The sequence below is a fragment of the Paenibacillus nuruki genome, from assembly GCF_963311185.1.
In the GTDB taxonomy this organism is placed as follows: domain Bacteria; phylum Bacillota; class Bacilli; order Paenibacillales; family Paenibacillaceae; genus Saccharibacillus; species Saccharibacillus nuruki.
Genome location: NZ_OY725677.1, coordinates 4,974,465 through 4,993,057, shown reverse-complemented (window position 1 = coordinate 4,993,057; position 18,593 = coordinate 4,974,465). Strand labels below are relative to the sequence as shown.

The following is an 18,593-nucleotide window of genomic DNA, read 5'->3' as shown; positions in this document are numbered from 1 at the left end:
CTTTATATTTAAAAAAAGCCCCTTCTACAAAAAGGGGCTTTCTGTTTTGGATCAATTCTTGCTTATTCAAGCACCCTATCTATGGCTCGAAGTGTGAAACAGCGACTCTGATAGTCTTTGGACTCGTAATGAAGAGCCAAACCGAGCTGTATCAATTGGTCTCCTCCATATATACTACTTTCTTCATTGATATCAGATTTCACTTCATATTCCAGTTCTGGATTCAGTCCATCCAACCGCAGAATTTGTTGAGGTCCGTTAGGTATTGCCATAACCTGAAAAGCATAGACGAGAGCTTGCATTTTATCTTCCGAGACGAACATCCACGCAGATTGGTTCCCTGCAAATGGACTCTTTAATCGATATAAATCTCCCTGCTGCACCAGACTGCGAATCTCTTTGTAGTTGGCAACCTGTCGCTGAACGATATTCTTTTCTTCATCGGTAAATGCTGTGAGATCCAGTTCATACCCGAAATTGCCAGACATAGCGACACTACCTCGAAAATCAAGTGGTGTACTGCGTCCGACCTGATGATTGGGTACAGCTGATACATGTGCACCGATCGCACTCACTGGATAAACAAGACTAGTGCCATATTGAATCTTGAGTCGTTCTACCCCATCAGTATTATCGCTAGTCCACGTTTGCGGCATATAATAAAGCATTCCGGGATCAAAACGTCCACCTCCACTGGCGCAACTTTCAAACAAGATGTGCGGGAACTGTACCGTTATCCGCTCTAGTAGCTCATATAATCCAAGTACATAACGATGCGCAGTCTCAGCTTGTCGCTCTGGTGGCAATGTTGCCGATCCCATCTCTGTCAAGGCCCGATTCATGTCCCATTTCACATAAGAGATTGGAACCGTAGAGAAAATCGTAGAGAGTGAATTATAAATATAATCTCGTACTTCCGGGCGCGTATAATCCAGTACCAATTGCCATCTCGCTTCACTACGTCTTCTTCCCGGAACATGAAGGCACCAGTCAGGATGTTCACGATACAGCTCGCTTTCTGGCGAAATCATTTCTGGCTCGAACCAGAGTCCAAATTGTAGACCTGTTTCACGAATACGCTGCGCTACATCAGCTAGGCCTTCAGGTAGTTTGCGACGATCCTCGTACCAATCACCCAAAGACGAGTTATCAGCGTCACGTCTGCCAAACCAACCGTCATCTAGCACAAATAACTCAATCCCGAGTCTAGCTCCTTCCTCCGCAATGGAGACTAGCTTTTCGGCATCGAAATCAAAATAGGTCGCTTCCCAGTTGTTGACCAGAATCGGTCGTTCCCGATCACGGTATGTTCCCCGGCATAATCGACTGCGGTACAGACGATGGTAGGTCCGCGACATTTCTCCAATTCCTTGGTTGGAATATACCATCACTGTTTCAGGAGTCTGAAAATCTTCTCCGGCATTCAGCTGCCATCCAAAATCAAACGAATTTACTCCAATACCTAATCTTGTGGAGCCAAACGAATCGACTTCTGCAACGGCTTCAAATCCCCCGCTGTACACCAGACTGAAACCAAAAGCTTCACCATGATTCTCTGTCGTCTCCGGGGTGACAAGCGCAGCAAACGGATTAAACTGATGGCTGCTCATCCCACGCTTGCTGTCGATTCGAATTTCGCCTTGCCGAAGCGATCTTCGCTGTATATTGCCTTCCCTTGCCCATGCACCCGATAAGTAAATCATCTCCAGTTCATCCTGACCATACATATCTACACTTGCACTCAAAGCACGACGAAGTCGCAGTGTCTCCTCTCCTTCATTGATGAAGCGTGCAGCACGTATAATTACATTTCGCTGTTCAAAAATAGTGTACTGTAACACAACTGTAAGACCCGAATACTGATCTTTCAAAAGAAGTTCTAATGTCTGTGCTTCGGATTCATTCTCCGTATATACTGCTGGAAGTCCGCTCAGTGATGGTTTTCCTTGGATCAGTCGGTAACTGTCGTACTGAAGCTCAGTGATACGAGTTCCGTCTGCTAATTCGACCTGATACGCTGGATTACGAAAATCTCCACTTCCATACTGTGGATATTCCTGTGGAAGTCTATCCAACCCTGTTGTCGAAGACGTATGGATAAGCAGATTCTCCATCACTGACCGATGCTTCAATGGCGCTCCCCAGTATACATGCACTGGATATCCATTTACGATTTGGATCATATAACTCATACCGGACGATTGTAGATGAAACAATCCCAATTCTTCCTGAACGATTACACTCATGACCAACACCCTTTCTTGTTCATTCCATTATGTATATCCATGCTACCTGTAATACCATCGTTCATAAAATATGGATTAATGATTGTCTGGTATGCAACAATGAATATGATTATTCTATAAAAATGTTATATGAAACGGACTATATCGTATATGGCATGATGATTCGAAAATATGTTATTTTGATAGATATTATAAAAATAAGGAGAACCGCTAATGATCGAGTATTTACCAAGAAGCAAACAACATACCGAATTGTATCTCACCCAATTTGGGATCGAAGATTGTATATCTGGTCATGAGTTTGGACCGGCAGTCAGAACTCATTATCTGCTCCATTATGTATTTGAGGGAAAAGGAACTTTTGAGGTGAATGGAGTACAACATTCGATTGGTTCAGGACAAGGCTTTCTAATCTGTCCCCATGTAGTTACCTATTATGTAGCAGACGAAGCAGAACCATGGTCCTACGGCTGGATCGGATTCAATGGTACGCTCGCCGAATCCCTGCTGGAACAAGCAGGAATGACTCTTGTTTCTCCCATAGTCTATTACGAGCACAAAGATCGAATACATCAGTATTTACAGTGGATGATTCAATCGAATGAATATCCAGCAGCACGAGAAATGCGATTGACTGGATTGTTATATATGATTTTTTCGCTACTAATGGAAAATGCGCCGAAAACGCTAATGGCGCAAACAAGAAGTAACGCTGATATCTATGTGGAGCAGGTCAAAGATTTTATTGAAATGAATTTTTCTCAAAAGATTACAGTAGAAGATATTGCCCATTTTATCGGATTGAATCGAAGTTACTTATGTTCCTTATTTACAAAAACAACCAAGCTCAGTATTCAAGATTATCTTATTCGTTACAGAATGGATACAGCATCCAGTATGCTGATCCGTACAGATCTGTCGATTGGTAATATTGCCCGTTCAGTAGGCTATATCGATCCTTTACTGTTCTCCAAAATTTTCAAAAAAATTAAAGGGATGTCGCCTAGAAAGTATCGAAGTCAATCGCTACTGAATGCCAATGTAATAATTGACTGACTCTATACGCTCAAAAAAGAAAGTTAGCGAACCGATATCTATTTATGCTTTATGTCACTTCTCTTCTCGCCTTATTCCACTAGAAAGGTTTATAATTAATTTTATATATTAGCTTAACTTTGTATATCTAGTATTTAAAGTTGTTGAATATGTCGGTCATATCATTTTTCTTCTTTCCTTTCTCGTACAGGTTATCTATCACAAGCAAGACGTCGTCCAGTCGGAATTTTGAACTATTTTGCTTGTTATTACGAATATGCAGATAGGACGTAATGAGATCGCTGAAAATAAATACAGGGTGTTGATCTGCATAGTATTCATTCGCTGCAGATCCATTTCGAAGGAGGAAGATTCATGGGACGCTGGATTGCAGCAGTTCAAAAAGGATTTGGTAAAAAGCTTATTCGTTTGCATGCTTGGAATGCTTGGCTCGTTGCTCTTCTAGCTGTTACAGGTCTGGTACTTGTCGGAGGTTTTTGGCGAGAAATACTGGGTGAGGTTAGAGTCTGGGTACGTTGGCTTCATATTATAGGAGGATTAGCTTTATTGGTCCCTGTAGTCTATTACTTATTTCTGGCAGCCAAGCACTGGAAAAGGCTGTCTGATAAACCCGGGCAAAAATTCAATGTTATTGTAGTTATGGTCTTATTGGTAGGTTGGATTGTATCAGGGATCTTATTATGGTTATTACGCCAAGTAGGACCGGCTGTAGCTAACTCGGCTTTATTTGTTCATGATCTACTGACTTGGGTGGGACTTCCTTATATTATCTATCATTCTCTAACACGTACCGCTTGGTTAAAAGATCCGAAAAAACGTACGATCAAACAACCAGTCACTGTAGAAAAAACGATTACGGATAAAAGTGGCACTGTAGTAGCTGCATCATCACCAACGGCTCCTTCTCCTTTTTACACAAGACGTACCTTTTTGCGTTCTGCTATAGGTGTTGGACTCGCTGTATCGATCGGGCCTACGTTTGTAAGATGGTTGGGAAGTTCTTTGACCAGTGGAGGTACATGGGAACAGGTTGCTGCCAGTAATGGCAATAAGATGATTCCTGATCCTACACCACTGAAATCATCTGCTCCGCCTATCGGTGGTGGTGCTCAAGGTGAGTTTCGTGTGTATACGGTGACACCTATTCCTAATTTTGATAATAGTAACTGGGATTTCAAAATAGATGGATTGGTCGATAAACCTCAAACATGGAACTGGGAACAATTTTTGAAATTAAAACGTGATGTGCAAGTGAGCGACTTTCATTGTGTCACTGGATGGTCGGTGTATAAAAACACATGGGAAGGTATTCCTTTAAGTGACTTTTTAAAAGCAGCAGGTGTTCAATCTTCTGCGACCATGGTTAAATTTTATTCCGGGGATAATGTCTATACGGATTCTCTTACACTTGATCAAGCGCAGATGAAAGATATTATTGTAGCGGTATTGCATGATGGTAATATCATTCCTGCTGATCTAGGTGGGCCAGTACGATTGGTTATTCCGCAGATGTATGCTTACAAATCGGTAAAATGGCTCAACCGGATTGAACTGATTGCTGAAGATCATGTAGGATACTGGGAACAACGTGGTTATGATAAAGATGCCTGGTTGCCTAAAGCTTAGATCGAATTTGATGATAATAAATAAAAAAGCAGTGTGTTTACTCTTAGCTAAAGAGAAACACACTGCTTTTTTGTTGATAAGGCATAGATGGTAGAAGCTTAATAGTATACATTTTTCTATTTTCATGTAGATTCAATTATCTTTTATAATTCCAATAATCGTTTTAACTCTTCTTCGTCTTCAATGACTTCAATACCGAGCTCTTGAGCTTTGGTGAGTTTACTACCTGCTTTTTCACCTGCGATAACAATATCTGTCTTTTTGGATACACTACCAGTCACCTTGGCTCCTAGAGATTCTAAGCGAGCGGCGGCATCCTCACGAGTCATCGTCTGTAATGTACCAGTAAGAACTACCGTTTTACCCGCAAAATAAGAATCGGCGTTAATGACTACTGGCTCAGCAGGAGATTGCGGTTGTACGCCTCGGTCTAACATTTTCTGAATACTTGCCTGCATAAAAGGATCGGCGAAAAAAGCAACGATACTTTCCGCAACGATATTACCGATATCCGGTAATTCAATTAACTCTTCTACGGTGGCATTCATAACTTTGTGTAAATCACGATAATGTTCTGCCAACATCCGAGTTGTCGATTTGCCTGTATTCGGAATACCTAAAGCATATAAGAATGATGCCAAATCTCTTGTTTTACTGTCTTCGATCGCTTGCAATAAATTTTTCGCTTTGCGCTCTCCAAAACGTTCTAACTCTACTAATTTTTCAAATTCTAATGCATATAGGTCTGCGGGTTCTTTCACTTCTAATTCGCTATGCAACTGTTGAGCGGTCATGATACTAAATGTCTCGATATCCATAGCATCTCTAGAAGCGAAATGTGTAATCTTAGCTATAATCTGTGGTGTACATTCTAGAGTATTGTTACAGAATAGATGTGCTCCACGTTGTTCTAATGGAAATCCACAAGCAGGGCATTTCTCTGGAAAAATGATTTCTTCTCCATCGTTTTCTTCGGTAACTTTACCCAGAATCTCCGGGATAACTTCATTCGAACGGCGAATAAAGACACGTGTACCTATAGCATATTTTAAATTTTTACGTTCGATATCTCCAATATTGTTTAACGTACAATTCTGTACGGTTACACCTGCAAGTTCAACAGCTTCTACACGCGCTAGGGGTGTAATTTTACCTGTACGACCTACATTCCAAGAAACCGATTCTAGAATCGTACTGGTTTCTTCAGCTTCAAACTTATACGCAATCGCCCAACGTGGGAATTTGTCGGTATAACCGAGTACTTCGCGTGTACGCATATCGGTAATTTTAACGACAGCCCCATCAATTAAGTAATCTAATCCTGTACGCTGTGCTTGAATATCTTCAAGTTGCGCAATCACATCGTCAAAGTTCTCAAAGTAGAAGATATACGGATTGACTTTAAAATGATTGTCTTTAAGAAATTGCATCATCTCTTGATGACTTTCAAACTGAATGCCGTCCATATAACCTATATTGTAGAAAAAGGCACTTAACCGACGAGTTGCTGTTACTTTAGGATTTAAATTGCGAAGTGCTCCTGCGGCTGCATTACGTGCATTTTTTAATTTGTCTTTATCTGTAGCACTCTCATTGTATGCTGCTAATACAGATAAGTTCATAATGCCTTCGCCTTGCACTTCGATCTTACCTTCCTTAAAAGGAATCGATAAAGGAATCGAACGAATGGTTTTGACTTGTTCTAAAATACCTTCTCCTGTTACTCCATTACCTCGGGTTGCAGCTTGAACTAATTTACCGTTCTCATAAGTTAAATTCAGTGTAAGACCATCAAATTTGAGTTCGATCGCATAGGATGGTTCAGGCAAAGGGGTGTCTGGATTTTTGGTATTATAATCTGCAATTAATTTGCGAGCACGTGTATGCCAGCTTGCTAATTTTTCTAAATTTTGAGCTTTGTCCAGACTCCATAATGGTGAAAGATGACGATGAGGTAAAAATCCTTTTAACAATTCTCCCCCCACACGCTGAGTAGGTGAGTCAGGTAAAACCATTCCACTCACTTCTTCTAATTGAATCAAACGGTCATACAGTACATCGTATTCTTTGTCATTGACTAAAGGTTCATCCAACGTATAGTAGTGATAGCTGTATTTATTAAGCTCTGTAATGAGTTCTTCCATTTCATGCATCGGATCCATATGTGGTATACCCTCCCGGATTCAATAAGGTCATATTTATTTTAAATTAAAAAACAGAACCGAACAGTAAGAAATTCGGTTCTGTTTTGAAAATACGCATCGAGTGAATCTAATCACGATTCCAATCATTTGTTATGCTTATGCTTTATTCTACTTTAGTAATAGGAGCAAAGCCTGCTAACAATCGTTTGAGTCCTGTCGGCGCTGGGAAAGCAATTTGTAACTCCATATCGTTGCCTGTTCCTTTAACCGCTACGATTGTGCCAATGCCCCATTTGCCATGAGACACTTTATCGCCTGCTTGGAAACTATCTGAACCTCCACCAGAAGCAACAGGCTTAGGTGTAGCTCCTGTCGTCACAGTCACTCGTGCATTGGTAGAAGGTACCGCACGTGCAGATGATCCACTACCAAAAGCAGCCGTATTTTCGCGTTTACCACCAAAGCTGCTCGTACTACCTCCAAAGCTACGATTACCTGATCCATAACTACTTCCTCCGCGCGATGCTCCACCACGACGATAGTTAGGAGCTCCTGCTGTATCTTCTTTATACTCTTCTGGAATTTCTTCCAAAAAGCGTGAAGGTGGATTCGCAGTGGTTCGTCCAAATAAAGTACGCATCTGTGCGCAAGATAAGAATAGATTTTTCTCTGCTCGTGTAATGCCTACATACGCTAGACGACGTTCTTCTTCCAACTCTTCATTATCTTGAAAAGCTCGACTATGCGGGAATACGCCTTCTTCCATGCCTATAATAAATACAGTTGGGAATTCCAAACCTTTAGCACTATGCATCGTCATCAATACAACAGCATCGTCATCTTCTTCAGGTTCATCGCCTACCGTATCAATATCTGCGATTAATGCTAGATCAGTCAGAAATGAAATCAGTGAACGATCTTCGTTATTTTTTTCAAATTCCATCGTTACAGATAAAAACTCTTCTATATTTTCTAAGCGAGCCTTGGACTCTAGTGTATTCTCACGTTCTAACTCTACACGGTATTCAGATAACTCTAGAATCTTCTCCGTTAATTCGGTAACCGATAAATACTCTACCATTTGATGAAGTGAAGCAATCATATCGTAAAATTCAACCAACATATTACGTGTACGACCTGCAAAACCTAGATCATCTACTATTTCTAATACTTTAAAAATAGAAACGCCTTTTTCTGCCGCTGCTACTGCTAATTTGGCTACTGTCGTATCACCAATACCACGCTTAGGCACATTGATAATTCGAGTTAAACTAATATCATCATCTGGATTCGAAAGCAAACGTAAATAGCCGAGTAAGTCTTTGATCTCTTTACGATCATAGAACTTTATACCGCCCACGATTTGGTAAGGGATATCCGATTTGATCAAAATTTCCTCTATAACCCGTGACTGCGCATTGGTACGATACAAAATTGCATGGTTGCGATAAGGTTGCCCGGTTTTCACACTTTTGTGAATCTCAGAAGTGACAAAGTATCCTTCATCATGCTCAGAATCAGCAAGATATACTTTGATTTTGGCTCCGCCTTCTTTATCTGTCCATAGCTTTTTCGGTTTACGTCCTGTATTGTTGCCAATCACTTCATTTGCTGCACTTAGTATATTAGAAGTCGAACGATAATTCTGTTCTAACAAAATCGTTTTGGCTTCTGGATAATCTTCTTCAAAATTCAAAATGTTGCTGATATCTGCTCCACGCCAGCGATAGATCGACTGATCACTATCTCCAACAACACAAATATTGTGATGAGCTTCTGCTAACATTTTACAAAGCATATATTGGGCCTTATTCGTATCTTGATACTCATCGACATGAATATAGCGGAATTTCTTTTGATAAAATTCTAGTACTTCAGGAACTTCGTTAAACAATTGAATCGTCTTCATAATGAGATCATCAAAGTCTAAGGAGTTATTCGCACGTAGACGTTGTTGATACTTGGTATAGACTTTGGCTACAATGCCTTCAAAATAGTCACCAATCTTTTGCTCATATTGAGCGGGAGAGACTAATTCATTTTTGGCTGTGCCCATCATAGATTGCACTGCTTTAGGTTCAAACTTTTTGGTATCAATATTCAAGTCTTTCATACAAGAGCGAATAACAGATAATTGATCCGAAGAATCTAAGATAGAGAAGTTAGATGTGAATCCGATACGTTCGATATCTTTACGTAAAATACGCACACACATCGAGTGAAAAGTAGATACCCAAATCTCACGACCAGCAGGACCTACCAAACGAGAAACACGTTCTTGCATTTCACGTGCGGCTTTATTCGTAAACGTAATTGCTAGTACACCCCATGGTGCTGATTTGCGTGCATCAATAATATGGGCAATCCGGTGAGTCAGCACGCGTGTTTTACCACTACCTGCACCAGCCATAATCAATAGCGGTCCATCTGTTGCGAGTGCGGCTTCTTTTTGTCTAGGGTTCAATCGATTGATTGCTTCCTGTATATTCACAGTATTCATATGGAAGTCATGCTCCTTTCTTAATAAAACAATGATAGTTGAAAATCATCTATGATCAAGTTAGGATACTTCTCGTTATCTGGAGATAACTTGTACAGTATCTAATGCGGCTTGCAGATTTTCATAAATTATATTACCGACGACAATGGTATCACATACTTGCTTGGCTTGACGAGCAGAATGCATATCTCTAATGCCTCCACCATAAAATAATTGGCTTTGATGTATAGATCGATGAATCTCAGCGGTTAATGCCATATCTCCAAAACGTCCGCTATATTCAATATAAATAATAGGCAACTGAAATAAGCGATCGCCTGCTTGAGCATAAGCGGTTGCTCGATCGGTATCTATCTCTGTTAACGCTTCAGTACGCTGAGCAACTGTAGAATGAGCATTTAACACAATATATCCTTCAGGAACAAGCTTATCCCAGGGGATCAGTTGGCTATATTGTTCAATCGCTGCTACATGCTGACCAATCATCCACTGACTATCGTTAGTATTTAATATCAGTGGAATCATATACAGATCGAATCCAGGTACAACCATTTCTAAATCAGATACTTCAAGTACACAAGGTACCTCATATTGACCGATGCGCTTTACAAGATCAGCTGTATTATCATACGTGACTCCAGACGACCCGCCTACCATAATAGCATCTGTTCCGGAACAACAAACTTGTCTTAATTCATCGTCCGAAATAGGTCGATCTGGGTCCAATTTAAATACATGTTGCCATGATTTGATTTGTTCTCTCAACCTTCATTCCTCCGTCTTCGGACAACCTTCAAATTAAGTCTATGATAGCCGATGCACAGTGTCAATTTTTTGTTCGCATTTTAGGGGAACAAATTTATTTTACCATTGATAATCATACAAAATGCAAAAAAAGTATCCTGCTCCTTTATATCCGGAACAAGACACTTTTCTTGCTTACTTATCGTTGTTTATGTGATGTACTTATTAATAAGCATTTTTATTCACAAAACCGTTATGAATCGTTTTGAAGATAATTTTGATATCAAATAATAATGACCAATTTTCAATATAAAAAATATCATGATTGATTCGTTCTTCAATCGATGTATCTCCACGTAGACCATTGCTTTGTGCCCAACCTGTGATTCCAGGACGTACATGATGCTTGATCATATACTTTGGAATTTCATCACGAAATTGTTCTACAAAGTATGGACGTTCTGGACGAGGTCCAACTACACTCATATCTCCAAATAATACGTTAAAAAATTGAGGAAGTTCATCTAAGCTTGTTTTACGTATAAAAGCACCAAATTTGGTTTTACGTGGATCATCGGCTGTAGTCCAGCCTGTATCAATCTGCCCTTCAGGAATAATACGCATCGAGCGGAATTTGTACATCGTAAAGTTACGACGATTCAGTCCTACACGTTCCTGCTTAAAGATGACAGACCCCGGTGAAGTCATTCGTACGCCAATCGCTACAATAATCATGATTGGTGATGTAATAATAATCGCTATTAATGCAAAGATAATATCGAATAATCGTTTAAAAATACGATTCGCTGCAATATCGAGTGGAATATCACGTACATTAATCATAGGCATACCCGCAAAGTTATCAAAGTATGGACGGGCAGGTAGATAATCAAAGAAATCTGGAATAATTAAAGTCCGGACGCCTGCTTTTTCACATTCAGCAATAATGCTTGGATATTTATGATGTGCATCTAACGGTAAAGCTAAAATGACTTCATCGATCATCATCGTATGCAAAATCTCACCGAGTTTATCCATTTTACCTAAAATCGGTTTGTACTTATTCGGTTCAGCTTCATTATCTTCTAAATAATCATCTAAAAATCCAACAATTTCATAACCCATTTCTGGATACTGCTCTAGGTTATTGCAAAATCGTTTACCGAGTGAACCTGCTCCAAGAATCAAAACAAACTGTTTATTAAATCCGCGTTGTCTCGCACGTTTTAGACCTTTTTTAATCACGTAGCGATAAGCCATAATAAGCATCAACGTTAGAATCACATAAATAAACAAATAAGAACGAGAAATATTGACTTCTTTTACAAAAAATAAGGCACCTAATAGTACAAAAATACTCACAAGATGCGTTTGGAAAATTTTCAGTAATTCATCAGCAAAACGTTTTTTACGTTTCGGTGAATACAGTGTGCTCATTCCGCCAATCAAGATCGCTATACCACCATATACTATACTCCATAAAGCATATGTCTCGATCGGTAAAGCTCCAAATTCAATAGGAGTATCATAAGCAAACCAGCCACTTTCAAACTTTATAAACCAGGCAAGTAGAAAAGAAAACTGAATGATCAAAAAATCAGCTAAAATATACAGACGAGTTAAAAACCGTTGATTTTTACGAATCATATTTACGTTCTCCTTTCTGCTTCTGTCGATAAAGTAGGTTTAGCAGGTAATAATTTATTTTTTATCAGTGACAACATTAATTTGACTCCAATACCGATAAATACAATACTGTTCGTAATCAAAGAGTACTTTTGCCGATAGTGTTTACGATGAAAGAGCCACATTGCTCGATGAAACTCATAAATGATTTTGAAAGGTTTACGACGACTGCTTGCACCTTTATAATGAATAATTTGTGTATTTCCCCGATAATGAATTTCCCAACCCGCTTCTTTGATGCGGTAACACCAATCAATATCTTCTCCGTACATAAAAAAGGATTCGTCCAGTCCACCGATCTGTTCGATGACTTCACGTCGAACTAACATAAATGCACCGACCAATGAATCAATCGGGTAAGACTCATCTGGATTCAAATATCCGAGTTGGTAACCATTAAAGCGTGGATTATCTGGAAACCATTTCGAAAATCCAAATGCATAATAAAATGACGCTGCCGGTGTAGGGAATCCTCGTTTGCATGCTTTATCAAGTGATCCATCAGGTAATACAATTTTACAGCCTGAAGCTCCTGCCCGTGGATAAGCATCCATAAAAGACACCATCGTCTCTAAAGTATCAGACTGAACGATGGTGTCGGAATTAAGTAGTAGTATATATCGTCCTTGCGCAATCTTCATTCCCTGATTATTCCCTTTAGCAAATCCAACATTATCGGTATTAGCGATAAAACTGAGTTCTGGATAGGCAGCAGGAATCGCTGTTGCGGAACCATCGCTAGAAGCATTATCGATAACAATGATCTCATATGCATATTGAGTCTGCGATTGGTACACAGACTGAATACAATCAAGTGTAAGCTGGCAAGTATTATAATTTAAAATTAAAATGCTAACGTCCATGGTAACGCTCCTGACTAAAATATAAATCTACTGGCATTATAGCATATCTATATCTCAAAAAGATAAATCTGCATAGATTCTATCGTCCTTCTTAAATATAGCCTACCAAAATTAAAAAGCGGAATAATAGTTGCTCCATTAAAGATTGTCTATACAATTTCGATTTTCTTAAATATCCTATTCTACTGATTATATTTTTTCGAGGTTCAATAAACAAATCTAGTTGAATACGTATTTCTGGATTGACAATTTCACTACCATAAAGACGTTTAAATTCCTTCGCTTGTTGCACTAACAGATTTTTATTTCCTTTATGTTTTAAAAAGCTATTCCATTTCTTTTTCAACTTTTGCAAAATAGTCCATTCCCCACCAACCGCATTTCCTCCATGCTGACGATAATAAATAGATGGGGTATGTTCAAAATGAAATTTACCAAAACAAGATACAACTAAATATGCCCACCAATCATGCATTTGAATATCTGCTATATTAACGTTCTTTTTTTTATGCATTAATAATTCTAAAGTAGCACGATTAAAAGTTACGGTTGCTCCTACAGCAATATTTTGAATCAGAGCATTGTAAAAAGAAGGTTTTAAGTGTGGCATTCCTGGCCATATCGCTGTTGGATTTAACTCCCCATCTGTAAGCTGAGTATCTGTACAGATCATAGCTGGAATATTACTTTTAAAGGTTTCATCTTCTTTTTCCATCTCTGCTAGTAGTTGCACTGCACGTTGAGCTTTATGAGGCATCCATACATCATCTTGATCACAAAAACAAAAATAATCTGCTGAAAGATCTGCATGTTGCATAAGTGTCCAAAAACTAGGGACTACCCCTATATTTTTTCCTTCGATAAGACGGATACGCTCTGGATAATTCTGTTTATATTGATTGATGATTATAGGAGTATTATCACTAGATCCATCATCACGAATTAAAATTTGAATCGATTGATAAGGTTGAGATAATATACTGTTCAGCTGTTCTGAAATATATTTTTCTCCATTGTATGTAGACATTAATACTTGCAATAATCCTTGTGCACTCATTATTTTACCTCATTTATTTATAAAAATAATTAATCTTATCTCCAATATAGCAAATTTAACCGATTAATAATAATCTATTCTGTAATACATCACAAATTTATTTCCTAAGTTATTTGAAATACATATCGCTTTACGTCTATTAAACAATATATATAAAAAGCTGAATAATGACCCTATAAAAGATCAAATCCAGCTTTTTACGTAGCTATTTAATTTGAGTTACTTATCATTTTGAGATTCTTGCAAAAAAGCAGTTAAACCTTCTTGCCAAGAACGGATATCTGTAAATCCATTCGTCCGTATAGATAGATGCTCCATCACAGAATTAGCAGGCCTTGGAGCTGGTCTTGGAAATTCATTAGTGGCACATGGTTCTAGTATAGCTTGCATATCTACACCCAGAATATCAACAGCTTGCTTGAATATTTCTTGTGTAAATTCATACCATGTACATGATTCACTATTAGAAGCATGGTAGACACCATATTTCTCAGTTTCCATCAATTCTGTCAAAAATGATGCTAAGTCCACTGTGTAAGTTGGTGAACCTTTTTGGTCATGAACAACTTTAAGCTGTGGCTTTTCCTGACCTAATTTCAGCATCGTTTTGACAAAGTTATTACCATGTAGCCCGTATACCCATGAAGTACGCACAATAAAATAACGTGAGGATAAAGATTGAGTTAACACTTCACCCGCACGTTTAGATTTACCGTAAATACTTTGAGGATCTGTATTATCATATTCGTGATAAGGATGTATACCTTGTCCATCAAATACATAATCTGTACTGATATAGATCACTTTAGCTTGTACTGCTTCTGCTGCTATAACAATATTCCGTGTACCTACAGCATTCACTAGATAAGCTCCATCAATATCCGTTTCAGCTGCATCTACTGCCGTATATGCTGCACAATGAATAATAACTTCTGGCCCAAAAGAAGTGATAACTTGCTGACACTGTTCTAAATTTGTAATATCTAATGTCTGGCGATCACAACCTAATACTTCATGTCCTTTAGCTTGGATGACTTTTACAATATCCACTCCAAGTTGTCCCGAAGCACCCGTTACTAATACTTTCATTGACTAGCTCCTAGACGATCACCATACTGCTGTTGGTAATATTCTTGATACGCTCCAGAAGCAATACGTGTCCACCAGTCTTTGTTATCCAAATACCATTGAATCGTTTCTTTAATCCCTGTTTCGAAATTATGCTTAGGCTTCCATCCCAGTTCATTCATAATTTTAGTAGGATCAATACCATAACGACGATCATGACCCAAACGATCTTCTACATATTTGATCAACGATTCTGGTTTATCCAGTTGTTCCAAAATTGTTTTGACGATATGGATATTTGTACGTTCATTGTTACCACCAATATTGTAGACTTCTCCATTTTTGCCTTCATGAATAACTAGATCGATCGCGCTGCAATGGTCTTCTACATACAACCAATCGCGGATATTAAGTCCATCCCCATATACAGGCAATGCTTCATCTGCCAAAGAACGAGAAATAATCAATGGAATCAACTTCTCAGGGAATTGGAAAGGACCATAGTTATTAGAGCAACGTGTAATATTAACCGGCAAACCAAATGTTTCATGGTATGCGCGTACTAATAAGTCTCCACCTGCTTTACTTGCTGAATACGGGCTATTTGGTGTAATCGGTGTCTCTTCGGTAAAGAGCCCTGTTTCGCCTAAAGAACCGTATACTTCATCTGTAGATACTTGTACAAACTTGGTGATGTTATATTTTTTAGCCACATCCAGAAGGGCTTGAGTACCTACAACATTTGTTTTCACAAAAATTTCAGGTTCCAAAATACTACGATCTACATGCGATTCTGCTGCAAAGTTAACAATGATATCTACACCATCTGCAACTAAGCGATCCATGGTTGCTGTATCTGCAATATCGGCTTTCACAAATGTATGGTTAGGATTGCCTTCAATCGATTTTAAATTTTCAAGATTTCCTGCATAAGTAAGAGCATCTACGTTAACGATCTGGTATTCAGGGTGTTCGCGTAGCATATATAAAACGAAGTTACTACCAATAAAACCGGCTCCGCCAGTAACAAGTAATTTCATAGTTTGCCTCCTGTAAGAATCCAATTTAGATTCTAACTATTTGTTTATCATATTAAAAATTAAGTTCTGCATCTTTGAGTAAAGGATGACGCGTATCTTTATCAGATAATACTGGACTTGATATAGGCCAATCAATATTTAAAGATGGATCATCCCAAGCAATTCCTCGGTCATGCTCAGGTGAGTAATATTCATCTACTTTATAGATGACTTGGGTATTCGCTGCTAATGTGCAGAATCCATGTGCGAATCCTTGCGGAACTAGCAATTGACGTTTATTCGCATCACTTAGAATAAACCCTTGCCATTGCCCGAATGTAGGCGAATCTTTACGAATATCCAAAATCACATCATAAATCGAACCTGAAATTACACGAATCAATTTAGTTTGTGCTTTGGGATTAAGCTGATAATGCATCCCTCTAAGCACACCAGGCTCAGCAGAAAGAGAATGATTATCTTGAATAAAGTTATGCATAATACCATTCTCATGCATTAATTTTTCATTATAACTTTCCATAAAAAATCCACGATGATCGCCATGTACTACAGGTTCTATAAGTTTAGCGCCTTCTAATGTTAAAGATGTGACTTTCATGATGATCCTCCTTACAGTTTGAGCTTACCGAACTCTTCACCAAACACAATTTCTTGTGCTAATTCATTTGCTTTGGCTAAAGAGGCATGTGTCCCCGCATCTGTCCACCAACCTGTAAGGATATCAAATGTTAACTCACCACGTTCAATATACGCATTGTTTACATCTGTAATTTCTAATTCACCACGTTCAGATGGTTTTAATGTTTTAACAATATCGAATACATTGTTGTCAAACATATAAATACCGGTTACAGCAAAATCGCTTTTAGGTGCTTTCGGCTTTTCTTCAATTGAAATAATGCGCTCGCCATCCATTTCAGCTACACCATAACGCTGAGGATCATGTACCTGTTGTAGTAACAATTTAGCACCTTGTTTTTGCTCACGGAAATTTTGTACAAATGGAGCAATATCATCAGCGAATACATTATCGCCTAGAATAACAATCATTTGATCATCCGCTACAAAGTGTTCTGCTAGATCCAAAGCTTGTGCGATACCACCTGCTTCATCCTGCACTTTGTATGTAAATGTAACGCCCATATCACTACCGCTACCTAGTAAGTTCACTACATCGCCCATATGGTCTTTACCTGTAACGATTAAAATATCTGTAATATCAGCTTGTTTTAATTTGTATACGGAATGGAAAATCATTGGATATTTACCAACCGGTAAAAGATGTTTATTGGTTACTTTCGTTAATGGGTACAAGCGCGAGCCTGTACCTCCTGCTAAAATAATGCCTTTCATAATAGAAATCTCCATTCTAAAATTATTTTCTTTAGATTAATTAAGAGTTTAAACACATAGGGTTAATAAGATTACTCAAAAAAATTAAATAATAATCGAACAACTTCATTGATATGTGAATCTTCCATTCTAAAATACAACGGCAACCTTATTAGCCGTTCGCTTTCAAGTGTTGTGTATTTATCTTCGCCAGACATTCGTCCGTATTTTTTACCAGCTTTTGCACTATGAAGAGGCACATAATGGAACACAGCTCCTACTTCATTACTTTTCAAGTAATCTAGTAATGATGTCCTAACTTTCAAATCTTTAACTTTAATATAGAACATATGACCATTATGAGTACAATCATTAGGTACATTACCAAATTCAATATATCCTTCTTCTTTTAATTTCGCTAAATCATTATTATATTTATTCCAAATACGTAATCTATCGTTGTTTATAGTATCTGCTTCTTCTAACTGAGCATACAAAAAGGCTGCGTTCAACTCACTTGGAAGATAAGAAGATCCAAGATCTACCCAAGAATATTTATCAACCTGTCCTCTAAAGAATCTTGATCTATCTGTTCCCTTCTCACGTATGATCTCTGCTCTTTCAACTAGTTCAGGATCATTAATCAGTAGGGCTCCACCTTCCCCACAATTATAATTTTTTGTTTCATGAAAACTGTAACAACCTAGATGACCGATTGTTCCTAAATACTTCTGATTATACTTACTCATAACTCCTTGAGCTGCATCTTCTACTACTTTTAAATTATATTTTTTAGAAATATCCATAATTTTATTCATATCACAAGATACTCCAGCATAATGAACAACTACAATAGCTTTAGTCTTTTCTGTAATGGCTTGCTCAATTAAATTTTCATCCATATTCATTGTATCAGGTCTAATATCTATAAATACAATTTTGGCACCTCTTAAAACAAAAGCATTTGCTGAAGATACAAATGTATAAGAAGGCACGATCACTTCATCGCCTTCTTGAATATCTAACAATATTGCTGCCATCTCCAAGGCATGTGTGCAAGAAGTAGTTAATAATACTTTTTCAACACCAAAATTAGATTCAAACCACTTACTACACTTTTTGGTGAATTCTCCGTCGCCGGATAAATGGCCATTTTTAGCAGCTTGCTGAATATAGTCATATTCTTTACCTGTTACTGCAGGTATATTAAAAGGTATCATACATGTAGACT

Annotated in this window: 14 protein-coding genes; 2 read left to right on the top strand and 12 right to left on the bottom strand. The window is 38.2% G+C overall.

Annotated features, from left to right (window positions below; genetic code table 11):
• Positions 1-62: 62 nt before the first annotated feature.
• A complete protein-coding gene (locus RCP16_RS22085; protein ID WP_308641367.1) occupies positions 63-2,246 on the bottom strand; it encodes an alpha-galactosidase in 2,184 nt (727 codons plus the stop codon).
• Between the two features lie 213 nt (positions 2,247-2,459).
• Between RCP16_RS22085 and RCP16_RS22080 the strand changes: the two genes are divergently transcribed.
• Together RCP16_RS22080 and RCP16_RS22075 are read left to right on the top strand one after the other, a co-directional pair.
• The gene (locus RCP16_RS22080) at positions 2,460-3,302 is read left to right on the top strand and encodes an AraC family transcriptional regulator (RefSeq protein WP_308641366.1); all 843 of its coding nucleotides are present in this window, start codon (positions 2,460-2,462) and stop codon (positions 3,300-3,302) included.
• A 354-nt stretch (positions 3,303-3,656) separates the two neighbouring features.
• Positions 3,657-4,928, top strand: coding sequence for a molybdopterin-dependent oxidoreductase (locus RCP16_RS22075; protein ID WP_083243567.1), 1,272 nt, complete (start codon positions 3,657-3,659; stop codon positions 4,926-4,928).
• Positions 4,929-5,071: 143 nt separating this feature from the next.
• On the opposite strand, the gene ligA is transcribed toward RCP16_RS22075, so the two are convergent.
• From ligA to rffA, 11 genes are all read right to left on the bottom strand, one after another.
• Positions 5,072-7,090 carry an NAD-dependent DNA ligase LigA gene (ligA, locus tag RCP16_RS22070; protein WP_308641365.1) on the bottom strand — a complete coding sequence of 673 codons (2,019 nt, stop codon included), beginning with the start codon at positions 7,088-7,090 and terminating at the stop codon, positions 5,072-5,074.
• Positions 7,091-7,235: 145 nt separating this feature from the next.
• Positions 7,236-9,572, bottom strand: coding sequence for a DNA helicase PcrA (gene pcrA / locus RCP16_RS22065; protein ID WP_308641364.1), 2,337 nt, complete (start codon positions 9,570-9,572; stop codon positions 7,236-7,238).
• A gap of 75 nt (positions 9,573-9,647) precedes the next feature.
• Positions 9,648-10,337 carry a heptaprenylglyceryl phosphate synthase gene (gene pcrB / locus RCP16_RS22060; protein ID WP_308641363.1) on the bottom strand — a complete coding sequence of 230 codons (690 nt, stop codon included), beginning with the start codon at positions 10,335-10,337 and terminating at the stop codon, positions 9,648-9,650.
• 204 nt (positions 10,338-10,541) lie between these two features.
• The gene (locus RCP16_RS22055) at positions 10,542-11,963 is read right to left on the bottom strand and encodes an undecaprenyl-phosphate glucose phosphotransferase (protein ID WP_308641362.1); all 1,422 of its coding nucleotides are present in this window, start codon (positions 11,961-11,963) and stop codon (positions 10,542-10,544) included.
• A 2-nt stretch (positions 11,964-11,965) separates the two neighbouring features.
• Positions 11,966-12,865, bottom strand: coding sequence for a glycosyltransferase family 2 protein (locus RCP16_RS22050; protein ID WP_308641361.1), 900 nt, complete (start codon positions 12,863-12,865; stop codon positions 11,966-11,968).
• A gap of 91 nt (positions 12,866-12,956) precedes the next feature.
• Positions 12,957-13,922 carry a glycosyltransferase family 2 protein gene (locus RCP16_RS22045; RefSeq protein WP_308641360.1) on the bottom strand — a complete coding sequence of 322 codons (966 nt, stop codon included), beginning with the start codon at positions 13,920-13,922 and terminating at the stop codon, positions 12,957-12,959.
• 219 nt (positions 13,923-14,141) lie between these two features.
• Positions 14,142-15,011 carry a dTDP-4-dehydrorhamnose reductase gene (gene rfbD, locus RCP16_RS22040; RefSeq protein WP_308641359.1) on the bottom strand — a complete coding sequence of 290 codons (870 nt, stop codon included), beginning with the start codon at positions 15,009-15,011 and terminating at the stop codon, positions 14,142-14,144.
• Positions 15,008-16,030 carry a dTDP-glucose 4,6-dehydratase gene (gene rfbB / locus RCP16_RS22035; protein ID WP_308641358.1) on the bottom strand — a complete coding sequence of 341 codons (1,023 nt, stop codon included), beginning with the start codon at positions 16,028-16,030 and terminating at the stop codon, positions 15,008-15,010. Before rfbB ends, rfbD begins: the two co-directional genes overlap by 4 nt.
• A gap of 52 nt (positions 16,031-16,082) precedes the next feature.
• Positions 16,083-16,628 (bottom strand): dTDP-4-dehydrorhamnose 3,5-epimerase, encoded by a 546-nt coding sequence (rfbC, locus tag RCP16_RS22030; protein WP_308641357.1) that lies wholly within the window; start codon positions 16,626-16,628, stop codon positions 16,083-16,085.
• 11 nt (positions 16,629-16,639) lie between these two features.
• Positions 16,640-17,383 (bottom strand): sugar phosphate nucleotidyltransferase, encoded by a 744-nt coding sequence (locus RCP16_RS22025; protein WP_308641356.1) that lies wholly within the window; start codon positions 17,381-17,383, stop codon positions 16,640-16,642.
• 71 nt (positions 17,384-17,454) lie between these two features.
• Positions 17,455-18,582, bottom strand: coding sequence for a dTDP-4-amino-4,6-dideoxygalactose transaminase (gene rffA, locus RCP16_RS22020; RefSeq protein WP_308641355.1), 1,128 nt, complete (start codon positions 18,580-18,582; stop codon positions 17,455-17,457).
• Positions 18,583-18,593 lie beyond the last annotated feature (11 nt).